We start from the raw sequence: 16,563 nt of genomic DNA, 5'->3' as shown, positions 1-16,563 counted from the left end.
TTGTGATAACACCCGTTACCACTCTCTTTTATAAGGGACAGCTTGCTAATCACTGCTTAAGGAGTTGCTATGATAGTAAAAATAAGCCCAAGAGGAAGCCTAGATCAACTTTCGCAACTGGAAGTTGATAGACTTAAACAGAACGCCAAAAGTGAGCTTTATCAGCTCTACCGCAGCTGCTCACTCGCCGTACTCGCATCGGGTCTTAAAAGCGATAATGCTCAAGGACTTTTTGAGCGCTTTAGTGACTTTAATATTAATGTCTTACGCCGTGAGCGAGGCATTAAGATTGAGCTAACCAATCCACCCGAAGAAGCCTTCGTAGACGGCGAGATCATCGCCGGGATCCAAGAACACCTATTCGCAGTACTTAGGGATATTGTTTATATCAACGATAAGTTCGATAACCTTAAACATATCAACTTAACGAATGCGAGCCATATCACCAACGTCGTTTTTGATATTTTACGTAACGCACGCTCAATGCCGATGCTTGATCCCAATATTGTTGTTTGTTGGGGTGGACACAGTATCAATCAAACCGAATTTCAATACACCCGAGAAGTGGGTTATGAGCTCGGATTACGCCAGCTAGATATATGCACGGGTTGTGGACCAGGCGCAATGGAAGGGCCAATGAAAGGTGCCGCCATTGGCCATGCCAAACAAAGAGTGAATACCGCTCGATATATCGGTCTTACTGAACCTAGTATTATTGCTGCTGAGCCACCAAATCAAATTGTGAATGAGTTAGTCATTCTGCCTGATATTGAAAAACGCTTAGAAGCCTTTGTTAGACTGGGACACGGGATAATTATCTTCCCTGGTGGAGCGGGCACGGCAGAAGAGCTACTTTACCTACTCGGTATCTTACTCAATAAAGATAATCAGAATATCCCCTTCCCTCTCGTGCTAACCGGGCCAAAAGAGAGTGAAGAATACTTCTTAAGAATCGATGAGTTTATCGGTGCAACATTAGGTGAAGAAGCACAAAGTAAATACCAGATCGTTATTAACGATCCGGTTAAAGTCGCTCGAATACAGAAAGAGGCTATGGAGCAGATCAAGACCTTCCGCAGAGAAAATGGTGATTCATATCAATACCAGTGGTCTTTAAAAATTGAGCCTGAGTTTCAACTTCCTTTTGAGCCAACCCATGAAGTCATGAGTAATCTAGATCTGCACTTTCAACCTAATAAAGCAGAATTGGCTGCCAACTTACGTAAAGCATTTTCAGGCATCGTAGCCGGTAATGTAAAAATGGATACCATTAAGGCAATCGAAGCCAACGGTCCCTTCGAGCTCAAGGGTGACCCTGAGCTAATGCGGTTAATGGACGAGCTTTTAGGCGCCTTTGTTAGCCAACAACGAATGAAATTACCGGGAAGCGAGTACGTTCCCTGCTACAAAGTCATAAAGTAGGTCGTAGAGTATTAAATGAATAAGCTATTAATTATCGAGGGCATGAACTTGTAGCAACGGAATCACGCCGCACAGCCTAATGAATCTAATGTTACAGGTAAGCGAGTACGTTCCCTGCTACAAAGTCATAAAGTAGGTCATAGAGTATTAAATGAATAAGCTATTAATTATCGATGGCATGAACTTGTAGCAACGGAACCGCGCCGCACAGCCTAATGAATCTAATGTTACAGGTAAGCGAGTACGTTCCCTGCTACAAAGTCATAAAGTAGAAAGTTATAAAGTGAAAATGATTAAATGAATAAACTGCTTATTATCGATGGCATGAACTTGGTGCGGCGCATCCACGCCGCACAACCTAATGAGTCCGATATCACGGGGCTGAAAGAGCGTGTAAATGGTGCCTGTCGCAAACTGCTTAAATACCATGCGCCAACTCATGCAGCTATCGTATGGGATGGCGATGCAGTCTCGTGGCGAAAAAACCTATACCCGGATTACAAAAAAGGTCGAAAGCCTATGCCAGAGGCCTTAGCAAACGGCCTTAATGACATCAAAGCTTTTCTAGCAGAGCACCAACTCCACTCAGTCGATGCAGACTCTGAAGCTGACGACGTAATCGCGACTTTGGCAACTAAGTTGGTAAAAATTGATGGCGAAGCGATTATCGTCTCAACAGACAAAGGTTTCAGCCAATTAAATCACCCTAATATCAAGCAATGGGATCACTTCAATCAAACCTACCTAACGATTGATGAGATGGAACAAAAGCTAGGTATCGAGAGAAATCAGTTAATTGATTATCTTGCACTTGCGGGTGATAGTGGCAATAAAATTCCAGGCGTACCCGGTATTGGACCTAAGTCTGCCGTTGAGTTACTTAGAATTTATCGCTCTCTAGCAAATATCTATAACTCTATCGACAAGGTAGGATCTAAGCAGGCTAAAAAACTTGAAGCGGGTAAGCAAATGGCGCGCCTAAGCTATAAACTGGTTCAGCTTAAAACTGATATGCCCCTAAGCGTTAACTTAAAGCAGTTTAGAATCGAAAAGCCTGACTCCAAATAAACTTACATTTGTTAACACAAAGTTGTCACTTTGGCATTTACCATTACGTGGTCAGATAGTATCTTAACGTTTTCGAAGAAATAGTATGAAGGAAGCATTGCTAGGATGAAATCTAAACTCCCAGTCATCGTCATCAGTATTTTTATCGCTTACGTAGCCTTCGTTGCTGTAATTATGCTGACCTATGAGCCAACACCAGACGAGATGGATTGGGAAGATAGGCAGGCCTATAATAAAGCGATGATGACCGAAGTGGCGATTGGACAAAACATCGCTGAGATTAAAACCCTGTTTGGCAAGGCTGACTTTACTGAAGCTAAAATATCTAATGAACAAAACTTAGAAGTTCTGTTTTACCGAACCCACCATAAAACTTCAGATGGCGAGACCTCCAAAGAGGAGTGTACACCACTGCTGTTTAAGCAAGGAAAGCTCATAGCTTGGGGTGAAGATACCTATAATCAATACCTATCAAGCCCTATCGATGGCTAGCCTAATTAACTAATAACGGTCGAGCTTTACAGACTATAAAGCAAAAGCAGCGAAGTTATCGCTGCTTTTTTTGTGTTTAGCTGCCTGAAAAGAGTCGCTTTTTACTAAACAGCTTTAACCGTCAATCTCTAAACACTATTAAATAAACGCTGTTATCTAAGCGCTTTTGTCTAACTAAGCACCTTTATCTAAGCATCGTTATCTAAGCGCTCCTGTTCAGCTCTTTCAGCCTCTTGCAATCGCTTTAGCTCTAGCAATAAACGTTCTCTCTCTGTTTGCTTTTCTCCACTACCTATCTTGCGAGCCTCCCATTCAGGCTCTCCCTCTAAAGCTTTAGCATTAACCGATAGTGGTAAAGCAAGCACAAACAAACTCATTAAAATGGCTCTTTGGGTATTCATATACGCTCCTTGTTGATGAACACAAATCTTAGTTCATTAATAAGGCATGCTTATTAAAACTTTTTATCCACTGAAATTACCTTTCACACCTTAACATCTTTGTTACAGACATTCGGCTAACCTAGCACTTTAAAAGCTCCCTGTAAGCCTTCTACAGCCATCTGAGTTCCGATAACGGCAAGAATGAGTCCCATCATCCTTGTGATAGCCCCAAGCGCAGCGCTGCCTAAATAACTCACTAAGCGCCCACCAAAAATAAAACTAATATAAGTAATCAAACATAACAAAACAAACGAAACTATGGTGCTCACAAGCTCTGGCACACCACCACCAGCAGCAGTAAAGTTCATCGCTGTCGTGATAGTGCCCGGCCCCGCCAAAATAGGTAAAGCTAGTGGAGATACAGCAACACTCAACTTGGTTTCAAGTGACTCACCACTAGGCGACTCTTTATCATGGTGAACAGTCGATTGATTGCCCTGCAACATATGGAAACCAATTAAAAATATCAACAAGCCACCGGTAATTCTAAAAGCAGGTAAGGAAATACCAAACAGATTAAAAATAAGCTGGCCAGAAATCGCAAAGATACAGGTGATGGCAAACGCAATTATTAGCGCTCTAAAAGCGATGGCTCGAGTTGTCTTCTCATCATAGTTAGAGGTTAGCCCAAGAAAGATTGGCACATTGGCAACAGGATTCATAATCGCAAAAAAGCCCATAAACACCGTAGCAAAGTGTATCCAAATTCCATCCATTTTTACTCTCCCATATAATCATTCATTAAAAATTGAGCGACTACGATTCAGTTTACACTCTCAGTCTAATTTTCAAGACAAAAAAAACCGAGATAAACATCTCGGTTTTTTAAAAGTTAACAATCTGGCTTAGTCAGCCTTTTTGTACTCAGTATAGGCTTCACCTTCACTTAACCACTTAGGCGCTGGCTTGCCCTTTAGATAATGGTCGAAGTACTCCATCATTCGAATACTGTAATCGAGCTTGTTAGGGTACTTCTTAAGGTGATGTGGCTCATCTTGATACTGTAAGAACACTACGTCTTTACCTGCACGGCGCATCGCCAAGTACATTTCAACCCCTTGTTCCCAAGGAACCGCATCATCTTTATCACCAAACATGATCATCATAGGTGTTTTAATACGCTCTGCGTAAAATACCGGAGAGTTCTCTATGTACAACTGTGGCGATTTAAATAAGCTCTCGCCAATACGACTCTGACCCGTTTCATACTGAAACTGCCTAGCGAGGCCGCTACCATGGCGAATACCGCTGTATGCACTTGTCATATTCGACACTGGCGCACCTGTCACAGCCGCTTTAAATATATTAGTTTTGGTCACGGCGAATGCCGTTTGATAACCAGCCCAAGAGTGTCCTTGAATGCCTACCGCTTGTGGATCGGCAACCCCAATATCGATAAGGTGCTGCACACCAGAGGTTAAGGCTTGCACCGAGGTTTCACCTGGGTAACCAACTTCAAAGCGAATATCGGGTAAGAATACTGCGTAGCCATTGTCGGCGTACCATGCAAAGTTTGGACGGTGGTTGAGCTTCATCTGTGGGAAGGCATGCAACCTGTCACTCATAAAGCGATAGAAGTAGACCAGCACAGGATAACGCTGACCTTCGACATAGTTTGTTGGTTTGATCAAAACCCCATCAAGCGGTTTACCGTCGCCATTGGTCCATTGAACCAACTCAGACTGGCTCCAGTTAAAGCCTTGACGCTGTTGGTCAAACTCTGTCTGACGCACTGCTTTTTGTGGCGTGTCGTAATTAGCAGTGTAAAGATCAGGGAACAAATCATATTGCTCTTTGGAATACACTATCGTTTGTGCATCTTTACTGCGGGCTAAAAGTTTAAGTTTATAGTCTCCTTCCATCAAAGGGCTGACGCCAGCAACACCGATTTGAGCCTGATAAAAACCGTCACCTTTATCGATATCACTGTAACCATGTAAAAGAATTTTTTCATCGCTCTTAAACACAGTTGGCTGGTCTTTATCATCAACTAAGCCGGTTACTCGATATTGCACTCCTTGCTTGCGGCCTTCACCGGCTGTTAACTTGAATGCATCATGAGACCCCGTATGGATCTGCCAGATATCAAATTTATCATACAGTAGCAGGCCTGTATCTTCGCTAATCCAAGGCCCTAAGCCATAGCTTGGTGCGTTTGATGGATAATCGTGATCTTCATCGGCAAAAGAAACACCTAATGTTTTGGTGATGTTTGTACGCCTATCTTGAGCTATTTCATACAGGAAGACGTTGCCATGTAAGTAGTAGGAAACAAATTTCTCAGCTGGCGACAAACTAGGCTCTTCAGAGCTACTTTGCTGAGTGAGTAACGGGATCTTACGTCCAGTATTTAAATCAACTAGGTAATAATCGCGATAAAAACCGGCCCAAGTGATCATCTTACGATATGGCAGATCAGAGCTGGCCAGTGCAAAACGTTTCTGCTGCTGCACTTCTACGTCTGGCACATTAAGATCAGCAAGTTGTACCAAGTTATTACCGTTAACATGCAGTACCGCTAAATAAGTGCGCTTAAGCTCTTTTTTATACTGTTTGACTTCATGAGGCTTAATACGTGGATCCTCACCATGCCATACTCTAAGTGCACGATTTGAGGTGATAACCTGTTTATCAAACAGATCTGCCTGCTCTTCATATTTAGCCACTTGCAACTGCTGGCTCACTTGCGGTACACGGCCAAAGAATAAGCGTTGGCTATCATCAGAGAAACGCAATGTCGTGTAACGGTTTAACGTCCAGTCTTGTGATTTAGCAGTTTCAATAATTTGACCGTTTTCAAGATTCAATAACGACAGTTTATATTCGCGACCAAAAAGTTCAGCCTTTGCATCACCATTAGTAAAGCCTAAATACTTGCCATCATCAGATAAGGCTATCGAGCCAAACTGCTGTTGTTTTAAACTGTGAACTATCGATGCAGTATTATCTGCCAGTTTAACCACTCTCAACTCGTGCTTATTGGTTTCAATATTATTTATTGCTAAAGCAAAGTTAAGTCCTGAGTTGTCAAAACTAATGGCTGTAACATCTTTAAAAGTGATTGATTTCAGGCTATTAAGCGAAATCAGCTCAACTTTAGAACCTTTGTCATCTTTATCGACTTTTACATCACTTTTACTGCTTTGAGTCTTATCTTCTGTTTTATCGTCTTTTTTCGATTCTTCTGCTTCAAACCAAATAGCTAGATGCGTACCTTTCTCATTGAATTCAAATGATTTTACACGTTCAAATCGCTGTTCTTCACCCGTACTGGTATCTAGTAACACCAAGCCGGACTTGAGTTTCTTCTTGGCTTTACTGCTCGCCTTCTCGGAGTCGAGTAAAGGGATGGCATCGACGAATGCAACAAAACGACCATCGTGGCTAATTTTTGGATTGCTGCCGCCTTTTACACTAAACTCATTATTCGCACTAAGGTTTTTGACAAGACCATGGCTATCACCACGATCTGGTGTAACCTCGACTGCTAGCATATTGCCAGTATCTGAGATCACAGGATTTTTTAGCGATTCAAATCGCATGATATCGTCAGGGGTTATTCGATTTGTCGCCGCCAATAAGTTTGCAGATAACAAACTCGTCGAGAATAGTAATAGAGATGTGATAGGTAATGACTTCAAGGTCTTCCTCATTATTTATTATTAGACTAAAGTAGACTTTTTAACCTTCTAACGAACAATCATCGTCATAAGCAGGTATTTATGCAAGTTACCCTACAGAAAAAAACGTGAGATTGCTCACTCTTTCCTGTAAAAGTTGTTTAAAAGTGTTTAAAATAGATCGAACAAAAAGAAAAATTCCAAGTCACTTTCCGTGTCCCAAGACATGGTCAGACAATTGCAGTAACGCCTAACCGTGGTAGGACTATCCATGACAAAAAGAACTATAACCGTTATCCCTGGTGATGGGATTGGCCCAAGCATTATCGACTCAGCAATTAAGATCCTTGATAAAGCAGGTTGTGATTTCGAGTATGAGTTTGCAGATGCGGGCTTAACTGCTTTAGAGAAGCACGGTGAATTATTACCCCAGCGCACCCTCGAGCTTATCGAAAAAAATCGTATTACTCTTAAAGGCCCTTTAACGACTCCGGTCGGTGAAGGTTTCACATCGATAAATGTTAGCCTACGTAAGCAATTCAGCCTTTATGCAAACGTACGCCCGGTACTGTCTTTTAAAGGCACACAGGCTCGTTATGACAATATCGACATCATCACAGTACGTGAAAACACCGAAGGTATGTATTCAGGCCTAGGTCAAACTGTCTCTGAAGACGGTGCAACAGCTGAAGCGACCAGTATCATTACTCGTCAAGGCGCAGAGCAGATCACTACCTTTGCTTATGAACTTGCTCGTAAAGAAGGTCGTAAAAAGGTCACTATCGTTCATAAAGCTAACATTATGAAGTCAACTTCAGGCCTGTTCTTGAAAGTCGCTCGTGAAGTCAGCCTGCGTTACCCTGACATCACAACGGAAGAGATGATCGTTGATGCGACATGTATGAAGTTGGTGATGAATCCAGAAAACTTCGACGTGATTGTCACCACTAACCTATTTGGTGACATCTTATCAGATCTTTGTGCTGGTCTTGTCGGCGGTCTAGGTATGGCACCTGGCGCTAACATAGGTAGCGACGCTGCAATCTTTGAAGCGGTTCACGGCAGTGCGCCAGATATCGCAGGTAAGAACCTAGCTAATCCAACCTCGGTTGTGCTGGCATCGATTCAGATGCTTGAATATCTAGGTATGTCAGATAAAGCTGAGCTAATTCGCAGTGCTATTACCGCAGTGATTGAAGAAGGCGACCGTACAACGCGCGATCTTGGCGGTACTCACGGTACTACAGATTTCACTCAATCTGTGATTGAACGTTTATCTTAATCACTTTAAACGCCTGAATTAATTTAGTCGTTTAAATAAAAAAGACCCCATATTTTCACATGGGGTCTTTTTGTATCTGCATTCGAACAGACTTAATTCAATCTACTCTCAATTTAGCTTATTTTTTACCAAGGTTGACTTGGGCGTAAGCAAAGATGAACAGTGACTTCATCACGGTCATGGTAAAGATGCTTAGCGGCGATAGAGAAATCATCAACGCCGTTTTCTTTTAAGATCTCTTCCATCGTAGCTAGAATGGTCGACACTTCTTTATAACGTGCTTTCATAGGCAGTTTTAAGTTGAAGATAGACTCTTTAAACCAACCATTGATTGCCCAAGCTTCGATAAGCTCAGCCACGCGAGATGGCTTTTCAATCATGTCGCAAACTAACCAAGTAATGTTCTTTCTTGGAGGCTCGAATCTAAAACCATCGGCTTGGTAATGCTTTACCTGGCCGGTGTCCATCAAGCCTTGATCCATAGGGCCGTTATCGACTGCCGCAACAAACATGCCTCGGCGCACTAGCTGATACGTCCAACCACCAGGACAAGCACCTAGATCCACTGCTTTCATACCACTGCTAAGACGAGTTTCTTGCTCTTCTTTAGGAATGAAGTGAATAAAGGCTTCATCAAGCTTTAAGGTTGAGCGACTCGGCGCATCGGCTGCAATCTTAAGTCTTGGGATCCCCATGAAATAAGGTGAGCTGTTGTTACTCAAAGAGTAACCAACATATGCTTGGCCAGAGGCAACAAAACACACATGAATAATTGGGCGCTTAGGGTTTTCTTTTTCAAGCAAGGTGCCAGATTTCTTCAACGCTTGTCTAAGCGGTACAGTAAATTTACGGCAGAAATTAGATAACTCTTTTGCTTCGTTGGTATCTGGTGTTTCAACACGCAGCTCACCCGCTTTGTTTACTTGCGTTAGTGCTTCAACGATTGGGCCAATTCTATCTTGCTCTGGCAGGCCTTTAAGCAACTCTTTTGCAGCAAACATCTGTCTGGCAAAAATAAGTGAGTCTAGGCTGATATTTTTAGCTAAAACTTCAGCATCGCCGGCTTGGAAGCACTGAAAAATCACATAAGCATCATTGGTGTTGGTTTTTACAAATCCACCAATATCGAGCTCAGCTGCGCGCACTTGGATCTCTGCTGCGCAATCTTTCTCATAGCCAGCACGGCAAAATAAAAATAGGTTTATCATTGAATTTCCTGAAGATAAAAATAATATCAATCAAAGTACCTTGGTTCAAAATGGTACTGTTGCTTCAAAAGCATAGCGCTTAAAACAATTAGCGTTATTGAATAATTGATATAAAAAAGCGGCCAACAAAGTTGTTGTCCGCTATTTTACACTGTTCAAGCTGAGCTGGGTACTGTCTAAAATTTAATATTCAGTCCTATCTTTCCCCTGCCCATAGCCAGCCTTATCAGTAAGTGGCATCTAATCGAGCTCTTTAACTCGGTTACGCCATACCGCAACGGCAATTAATAGCCAGCCGAGTAAGAAACACACTCCCCCCATTGGGGTCACGGGCCCAGTCCATTTTGCACCAATTAATGCATATAAATAAAGTGAGCCAGAGAACAAGATGATGCCAGCAATAAACAGATAACCGGCCCAATCGAGTAGCCGTGATTTAATCCAGTGGCCAGAAAACGCCACCACAATTAAGGCGAATGTATGATAAAACTGGTATTCGACACCTAAGTTAAAGATGGCTATCAACTCAGGCGGTGCTACATTCTTTAGTCCATGAGCACCAAATGCCCCTAACGCGACAGCAATAAAACCACTCAATGCTGCTAGCAGCAAAAATCCATTACGCATCTAACCTCCGAAAGTTACCAACAACCTTAAATATTGTGAACCACTGTTCAACTAAAGTTATTGTTACTATTGAATAAACGCTTTGATAAGCGCGACAGCTTCACCTAGATTAGCTTCTAATGTGGTGCCTGACGACTTTCTTGGCTTAAAACCATGATCACCATCGGTTAACCAGTGCAGTTGAACTGGGTTCATTGCAGGCCAAGTTTCGACTAAGCCTTTATAGCCAAATTTATCTCGCTCCCCCTGGATCACCATCATAGGCGCCATGCACTTCTCAATCGGCTCCAATCTAGGCTCACCACCACTTAGAGGAATAAACGGATAACCTAAACAGATAACACCATCGACACTAAGGCTCTCGGCCAAAATTGCCGACATACGTCCGCCCATCGACTTACCCACTAAATAAACTTTCTTAGGCTTAAACTGCAGCCTTAAAATCGCTAACTGCAAGGCATAGTCAGCAATCAACTTAGGCGCTCTATCGGGTGGACGACGCTTGCCATCGATGGCATTGGCACGCATATATGGGAAGTTAAAACGAACCACTTTGGCGCTCGAACTCAAGTCCGTGGCCATGGCTGTCATAAACTCATGTTGCATATTAGCGCCTGCACCATGAGCCAACACAATTAAGGTGTCACAGCAGCGATTGGCCGTTGCTTCGCCGTTAACATCATCAATAAGATACTGACTGGCATCGAAGCGTAAATCCTCACTCTTGAGCGCGGCAATCGCCGAAGCTAACTCGCCGTCTAAATAGGCTTGCTTTAAGTTATCCTGTAAGCAACTCACTGCGGGTCTCCTCTTCAAACATATCTAGCATCCACTCTCTGAAGGCAACCACTTTTCCTATTTCGGCATGGTTTTGTTGGCATACTAAGTAATATGCATTCTTACTGACTAAAACTTCAGGGAAAGGACAGACTAGACGACCAGCTTTGATATCGGGTCTTGCAAGTACGCTGTAGCCTAGCGCCACACCTTGACCATGAGCTGCTGCTTGCAACACCAGAGAAGAATGACTAAATATTGGACCTTGGTTCACATTAATATCAGTAATTCCACATTGTCTAAACCAAGCCAACCAATCTTGGCGGCTAGAGTCATGTAACAAGGTGTGATTTCTAAGATCGCTAGGCTTTTCTAATGGCTTAGGACCATTGAGTAATAGAGGTGAACATACCGGGATAAGTACTTCGTTTCGGAGCTTATCAGCACGCATCCCTTGCCAGTTACCCATGCCATAATAAATTGCTACGTCAACATCATCAGTGAGTGAACCATCTTCGTCGTCCACCGCCTTAATTCGTACGTCAATCTCTGGATTTTTCTCGCTAAACTTAGCAAGTCTTGGCACTAACCATTGAATCGCAAAGCTAGGCGATGTGGCTACTGTAAGCGAGCCTATGGCACTTCTCGCTAATAATCTGTCAGTCGCATCGGCAAGTTGAGTGAAGATATCTTTGATATCGAGAAAGTAACTCTGTCCTTCCTCAGTTAACAGCAATGAGCGGTTCTTACGACGGAATAATTTTAATCCAAGATACTCTTCTAATGCTTTAATTTGATGACTCACAGCAGCCTGAGTTACAAACAATTCTTCAGCTGCCCGAGTGAAGCTTAAATGCCTAGCTGCAGCCTCAAATGCCTTTACTGCATTAAGGGGAGGTAATCGTCTTGCCATAGTGATCCAGATCCCGATTTTTAATTAGTTTTTCTAATGACTATTGTTACATTTTATCGTTTGTAAAGGCTAGTCTTTTTGTACAGAATTTGCCCCAACGAAATGATACCAGTTGGACAGCCTCTACGACGTAATTGGGGAGTGTCTAACAACCCAAATTTAAGCCTGGAGGCTAATACGAATGTTCAACCTTAAATCAGTATTTGTTATTGCTATTCTCAGCGTATCGGCATCAGTTAGCGCTGACGAATTAACAATCGACACTAAAGATATTGAAGCGACATTAACAGCTAACTTAGCAGAAAGCATGGAATTAATGCAGGCTCAGTTAACATCTGAACTTGATACCATGTTAGTCACAGATGAACAGAAGAAGAACGAAGAAGCAACTGCTCAAGTGTTATTAGCCGACTAATATCGCTTCTAAGTCTTCAACTTTTAAACCACCAACTAGGTGGTTTTTTTGTGCCTGTTGATCACTAACCGCTAATCAACTGCGCTATTTTAAATACAAAAAAGGCGACTCATTTAAAGTCGCCTTTGCCATACCTATGCTAATTAACAATCATTAGCTCATATTAAGGACGGTAAACCTTAACATTCTCATAACCTTGTTCTTGCAGATATAGTGCCTGCAGCTTGCTCATGACGCCACGGTCGCAATAAAGTAGATAGTTCTTCTCTTTATCCAAATCGGCAAACTGAGTCGCTAGCTTATAGAATGGAATAGCCTTAACTTCGACACCATCAACCGCTAGTGGAGACTTCTCTTCCTCTTCTGGTGCACGGACGTCAATAATGATCTCGCCAGCACTAATTGCATCGACGGTTTCTGTTGAGGTAATTTTAGTATCCATCTGCGTTGCTATCTCCCTAATATCGATAATTTCAGCATCTGCAATAACACGATCAAGCAGATCTTCAGAAAACTTAGCTTCTTCAGCTTCTACTTTTGCTAATACCGCTTTAACCGTTGGCTTTTGCGAAATCACACCACAATATTCCGGAATTGACTTAGCAAAGTCTTCGGTACCGATTTGACGGCTAAGGTTGATAATATCTTGCTTATCCATAGCAATCAGCGGACGCAAGATTAGTTGCTCTGTACAACGGTCAATCACGTTTAGGTTAGTTAGTGTTTGGCTTGATACCTGACCCATAGCTTCACCAGTTACCAATGCTTGAATACCCATCTTATGTGCAACGCGCGCAGCTGCGCGCATCATCATACGCTTGAGTACCACGCCCATCTGGCCGTTATCAACACGTTCTAGGATTTCTTGAACCACAGGATCGAACGGTACAGAGATAAACTTAACTTTATGTGACTCACCGTATTTCTGCCACAAATGATAAGCCACTTGCTTAACACCAATTTCGTGCTGGTCGCCACCTAAGTTGAAGAAACAATAGTGAGTACGAGAGCCACGCTTGATAAACTGGTAACTTGATACACCTGAATCGAAACCACCAGAGATGAGTGATAACACATCTTCTTGGGTCGCCATAGGGAAGCCACCTAGGCCTTCAATACGCTTATCGATAAGATAAAGGTTGTCGTTATCAATTTCTAGATGCACTGTCATGTCAGGATTTTTTAAACGAACACCTGCTGCTTCTGTAAACTGATTTAATCCACCACCAACATAGCGCTCAACTTCAATCGAATTAAAGTCATGCTTACCTGCACGCTTTACACGTACACAAAAAGTCTTACCGACTAATTGCTCTTTATAAGCAACTAAGGTCTGTTGGTAAATGTCATCAACTGAAGTAAAGGTGCTAACATTCACTTGCAGTACATGGGCAATACCTGGAATACAGGCTAAACGTTCAGCAAATGCTTCAACCAGATCAGGCCTATCATCTGGCACCATCACCATGATTTTGTCCCACTGGCGTTGTACTTTAGCTGTCTCATCGACTTTTTTAAGTACGTTACGAATGTTGGTCTCAAGCATTTTGGTAAAGCGCATTCTTACCGGCTTGCTTTTCATCATGATTTCAGGAAACAGTTTTACGATAAATTTCATTGGTCTTCCGCGAGGGGGTAGTTTAAACAGCAATTCACCGATTATAACAAGATCGTGTAGCAATTGCGTATATCCAATCGCAGTTTGTCTCGACAAAACCGTAAATATTGGGTGTTAATACCAATCAGTATGAGTAGTTGATCTACTCAGAGCGCTTTTTGGCAAACTAATTCAAGGCGAATAGCTGTAAGAATGGTTATTCCCTTGTAAAGATATTCAACGCGGAAGTGGGCAGCCAAAAACGCTCCAGAATGGCGAGTTTTAGCGTTCCTGACGCATTGACTCTTGAGGAACAAGAGGGAACTTAACCCTAGTTCAACTATGCTCTTAACTCGTTGCAAACCACATGGTCTTGTATGTTCCTGACATACATAAGACATTTCCTCCATCCTTAGAGGTCAGATGTGATGAATGTCATTAATGCAGGAGCAATTAATGACCTTGCCTCAAAACCGCTAAACTCTCGCTGAGTGACTAAATGTTTATACTGATTGGTATTAAACAGTCTGCTTAAGACCTCTTAAATAAAAACACGCAATAGAGAGGCCTCATATTGCGTGTTTTTAATTGTCTATAAAGTGATGGCTACTGGCTAACTTGGATCTCTTGCGACTCTTTAGCTTTACCCTGTTCAATCGCAATTTCCACTCGACGATTGCGGGCGCGATTAGCACTGGAATTATTTTCCACTAACGGATCCGCTGATGCCATTCCCACCACTTTCATCCGTTTTGGCTCAAAGCCCTTCACCTTAATCAACTCATGACCGACAGCTACGGCTCGCTTGCTCGACAGGTCCCAGTTAGAGCTATAAAGCTCGTTAGAGATGTTCCAATCATCGGTATGCCCAGATACAGTGACAATACCAGGCACATCTTTAAGCAACTCACCAACCCGACGTACTACAGGTTTAAACCTAGGCTGTAGAAAGCCTGAACCCGACGCAAACGCGCCTTTTTCACGAATACGAATAATGATTTGCTGACCTAAAGACTCGATCTCTATCGCGCCATCTACAATTTCTTTGTTGAGCTCCTGCGCCATCTTCTTCACCTGCTCGTTGATTTTATCTTGAGCAGAAGCTTGAGTCTTAGTGGACTGGGTATCAGATTGAGCAGCGCTCTGAGCCTTAGCCTCGGCCTCACTTTGCTCTACAGCTGTCGCCGATGCCTGGCCACCACGTTGTTCACCTCTTTGCTGCTGAATACCACCAGCACTTGCATCATCACCCTCTTGAAACTCAAGCATGGGTTCAGTCATCTCATTGGTTTGCTGGTTGATGATTTCAATCGGTGTTGGCTCTGGCTTGCCGGGTCTAAACTCTAGGGCTATCACCGAGGTGCCCTTTGGAATATCTTTCACTTCAACTTTATTTTGCACACCAAAAGCGTATTTCATCGAGCCAGCAATTTGCTTGAACTTCATCACGTCCATTTCAGAAAATGCCAGCAGCAGAACGAAGAAACACATCAGCAGCGACATTAAATCGGCAAAGGTTGCCAACCACATAGGAGCACCAGGTGGAGGACAATTGCATTTGGCCTTTTTAGCCATCTGCTTACGCCCCTTCCAAGGTGTCTATTTTTCTCGATTTCTCAGATAAGTAATTCTTCAGGAAGCCTTCAATCACGCGAGGATTCTGACCATCTTGTATTGCCAAGACTGCATCCATAATAAGATTACGGTTTAGCATCTCTTCATTCATTCTAAGAGATAACTTATCGGCAATCGGCAGTGCGACCATATTAGCAACCACTGCACCATATAAAGTCGTTAGTAGTGCAACGGCCATCGCCGGACCAATAGATTTGGGGTCATCCATATTCGACAACATGCCAACAAGTCCTATCAGAGTACCAATCATACCCATTGCAGGCGCCACATCACCAATTGATTTAAAGATGCCTATGCCAGTTCTATGACGCTCTTCAGTCAGCGCGATGTCTTTTTCAAGCGCGTCACGCACTACATCACCATCGTGGCCATCAACTAACATGTCGACCGCTTTTTGCATAAAGCTATTACTGATCTCAGCCTCTTCTAACGCTAAAAAACCGCCTTTACGGGCCGCATCGGCCATTGAGATTGATTGTTCGATAAGCTCTTCTGGCTTATCTAGTTTGAAGATAAAGGCTTTGGCTGCAATCTTAGCTGAGCCTAAAAACTGTTTGAGGTTGTACTTCATCATAACCACAAACAACGAACCGATTAAAACGATAAGAATCGAGGGCACGTTAATAAAAATACCTATGCCACCACTACTGACCATTGCCATAATGATGAAGACAAATGCGCCAATAAGTCCTATTAGGGTTGCTAAATCCAAAGCTGCTCCTCAAATACTAATCAAAACACTGCGTAATTTGCAGTCTAGAATGCCCATTGCTACGTATAATGCTCTGATAAATTAAGTAGCGACAATATTATGCCTTTGATGCTACGGCAAGTACCAAGTCGCGAAACACGTCATTGGTTGTCATATTTTTAGCATTGCAATTTATATAACGACCAAAAAAAGGATCTCTTGAGTGATATTTCCGTTAAAATACGCCTTCATTTGCAGGAATACCTCTGAAGCTTGGCGATTGAATAGCTGATCTATACTCCGTTAGCTCACGTATAATTGATTCACGTTACTAACAAGTTTGATATTGAAAGCGTGCTTTTGCGCAAATAGT

Annotated in this window: 15 protein-coding genes; 5 read left to right on the top strand and 10 right to left on the bottom strand. The window is 42.7% G+C overall.

What is annotated here, in order from left to right:
- Positions 1-69 precede the first annotated feature (69 nt).
- The 3 genes from ppnN to K5Q73_RS03930 all read left to right on the top strand — a co-directional run bounded on the left by ppnN (position 70) and on the right by K5Q73_RS03930 (position 2,982).
- Positions 70-1,422: a nucleotide 5'-monophosphate nucleosidase PpnN gene (gene ppnN, locus K5Q73_RS03940; RefSeq protein ID WP_220765300.1), complete on the top strand. Its 1,353-nt coding sequence runs from the start codon at positions 70-72 to the stop codon at positions 1,420-1,422.
- A gap of 297 nt (positions 1,423-1,719) precedes the next feature.
- On the top strand, positions 1,720-2,490 hold the full coding sequence (xni, locus tag K5Q73_RS03935; protein WP_220761862.1) for a flap endonuclease Xni: 771 nt from the start codon (positions 1,720-1,722) through the stop codon (positions 2,488-2,490).
- Between the two features lie 105 nt (positions 2,491-2,595).
- Positions 2,596-2,982 (top strand): DUF3192 domain-containing protein, encoded by a 387-nt coding sequence (locus K5Q73_RS03930; RefSeq protein WP_220761860.1) that lies wholly within the window; start codon positions 2,596-2,598, stop codon positions 2,980-2,982.
- A 188-nt stretch (positions 2,983-3,170) separates the two neighbouring features.
- Here the strand turns inward: K5Q73_RS03930 and K5Q73_RS03925 are convergent, their stop codons facing one another.
- The 3 genes from K5Q73_RS03925 to K5Q73_RS03915 form a co-directional block, all read right to left on the bottom strand.
- Positions 3,171-3,383, bottom strand: a complete 213-nt coding sequence (locus tag K5Q73_RS03925) for a hypothetical protein (protein ID WP_220761858.1) — start codon at positions 3,381-3,383, stop codon at positions 3,171-3,173.
- Between the two features lie 116 nt (positions 3,384-3,499).
- Entirely contained in the window at positions 3,500-4,141 is a 642-nt protein-coding gene (locus K5Q73_RS03920) for a MarC family protein (RefSeq protein ID WP_220761856.1), read from the bottom strand.
- 129 nt (positions 4,142-4,270) lie between these two features.
- Positions 4,271-7,066, bottom strand: a complete 2,796-nt coding sequence (locus K5Q73_RS03915) for a S9 family peptidase (protein WP_220761854.1) — start codon at positions 7,064-7,066, stop codon at positions 4,271-4,273.
- 250 nt (positions 7,067-7,316) lie between these two features.
- Between K5Q73_RS03915 and K5Q73_RS03910 the strand changes: the two genes are divergently transcribed.
- Complete coding sequence (locus tag K5Q73_RS03910; RefSeq protein WP_220761852.1) at positions 7,317-8,327, top strand: isocitrate dehydrogenase; 1,011 nt, start codon at positions 7,317-7,319, stop codon at positions 8,325-8,327.
- 125 nt (positions 8,328-8,452) lie between these two features.
- Here K5Q73_RS03910 and rlmM read toward each other — a convergent pair whose 3' ends face one another.
- The 4 genes from rlmM to K5Q73_RS03890 all read right to left on the bottom strand — a co-directional run bounded on the left by rlmM (position 8,453) and on the right by K5Q73_RS03890 (position 11,852).
- A complete protein-coding gene (gene rlmM / locus K5Q73_RS03905) occupies positions 8,453-9,535 on the bottom strand; it encodes a 23S rRNA (cytidine(2498)-2'-O)-methyltransferase RlmM (protein ID WP_220761850.1) in 1,083 nt (360 codons plus the stop codon).
- Positions 9,536-9,775: 240 nt separating this feature from the next.
- Positions 9,776-10,162 carry a DUF423 domain-containing protein gene (locus K5Q73_RS03900; protein ID WP_220761848.1) on the bottom strand — a complete coding sequence of 129 codons (387 nt, stop codon included), beginning with the start codon at positions 10,160-10,162 and terminating at the stop codon, positions 9,776-9,778.
- Between the two features lie 66 nt (positions 10,163-10,228).
- The gene (locus K5Q73_RS03895; RefSeq protein ID WP_220761846.1) at positions 10,229-10,960 is read right to left on the bottom strand and encodes an alpha/beta fold hydrolase; all 732 of its coding nucleotides are present in this window, start codon (positions 10,958-10,960) and stop codon (positions 10,229-10,231) included.
- Positions 10,941-11,852: a transcriptional regulator GcvA gene (locus tag K5Q73_RS03890; RefSeq protein ID WP_220761844.1), complete on the bottom strand. Its 912-nt coding sequence runs from the start codon at positions 11,850-11,852 to the stop codon at positions 10,941-10,943. The genes K5Q73_RS03895 and K5Q73_RS03890 overlap by 20 nt, the downstream gene beginning before the upstream one ends.
- A 181-nt stretch (positions 11,853-12,033) precedes the next feature.
- On the opposite strand from K5Q73_RS03890, the gene K5Q73_RS03885 reads away from it, so the two are divergent.
- On the top strand, positions 12,034-12,267 hold the full coding sequence (locus K5Q73_RS03885) for a hypothetical protein (protein WP_220761842.1): 234 nt from the start codon (positions 12,034-12,036) through the stop codon (positions 12,265-12,267).
- 163 nt (positions 12,268-12,430) lie between these two features.
- Here the strand turns inward: K5Q73_RS03885 and thiI are convergent, their stop codons facing one another.
- The 3 genes from thiI to pomA form a co-directional block, all read right to left on the bottom strand.
- Entirely contained in the window at positions 12,431-13,885 is a 1,455-nt protein-coding gene (thiI, locus tag K5Q73_RS03880) for a tRNA uracil 4-sulfurtransferase ThiI (RefSeq protein WP_220761840.1), read from the bottom strand.
- Between the two features lie 585 nt (positions 13,886-14,470).
- A complete protein-coding gene (locus K5Q73_RS03875; RefSeq protein ID WP_220766129.1) occupies positions 14,471-15,439 on the bottom strand; it encodes a flagellar motor protein MotB in 969 nt (322 codons plus the stop codon).
- A 4-nt stretch (positions 15,440-15,443) separates the two neighbouring features.
- Positions 15,444-16,211: a flagellar motor protein PomA gene (pomA, locus tag K5Q73_RS03870; RefSeq protein ID WP_220761822.1), complete on the bottom strand. Its 768-nt coding sequence runs from the start codon at positions 16,209-16,211 to the stop codon at positions 15,444-15,446.
- Positions 16,212-16,563: the final 352 nt, after the last annotated feature.

The organism is Shewanella sp. MBTL60-112-B2 (assembly GCF_019655055.1).
GTDB lineage: Bacteria > Pseudomonadota > Gammaproteobacteria > Enterobacterales > Shewanellaceae > Shewanella.
This window is presented reverse-complemented; position numbering and strand designations above follow the sequence as displayed.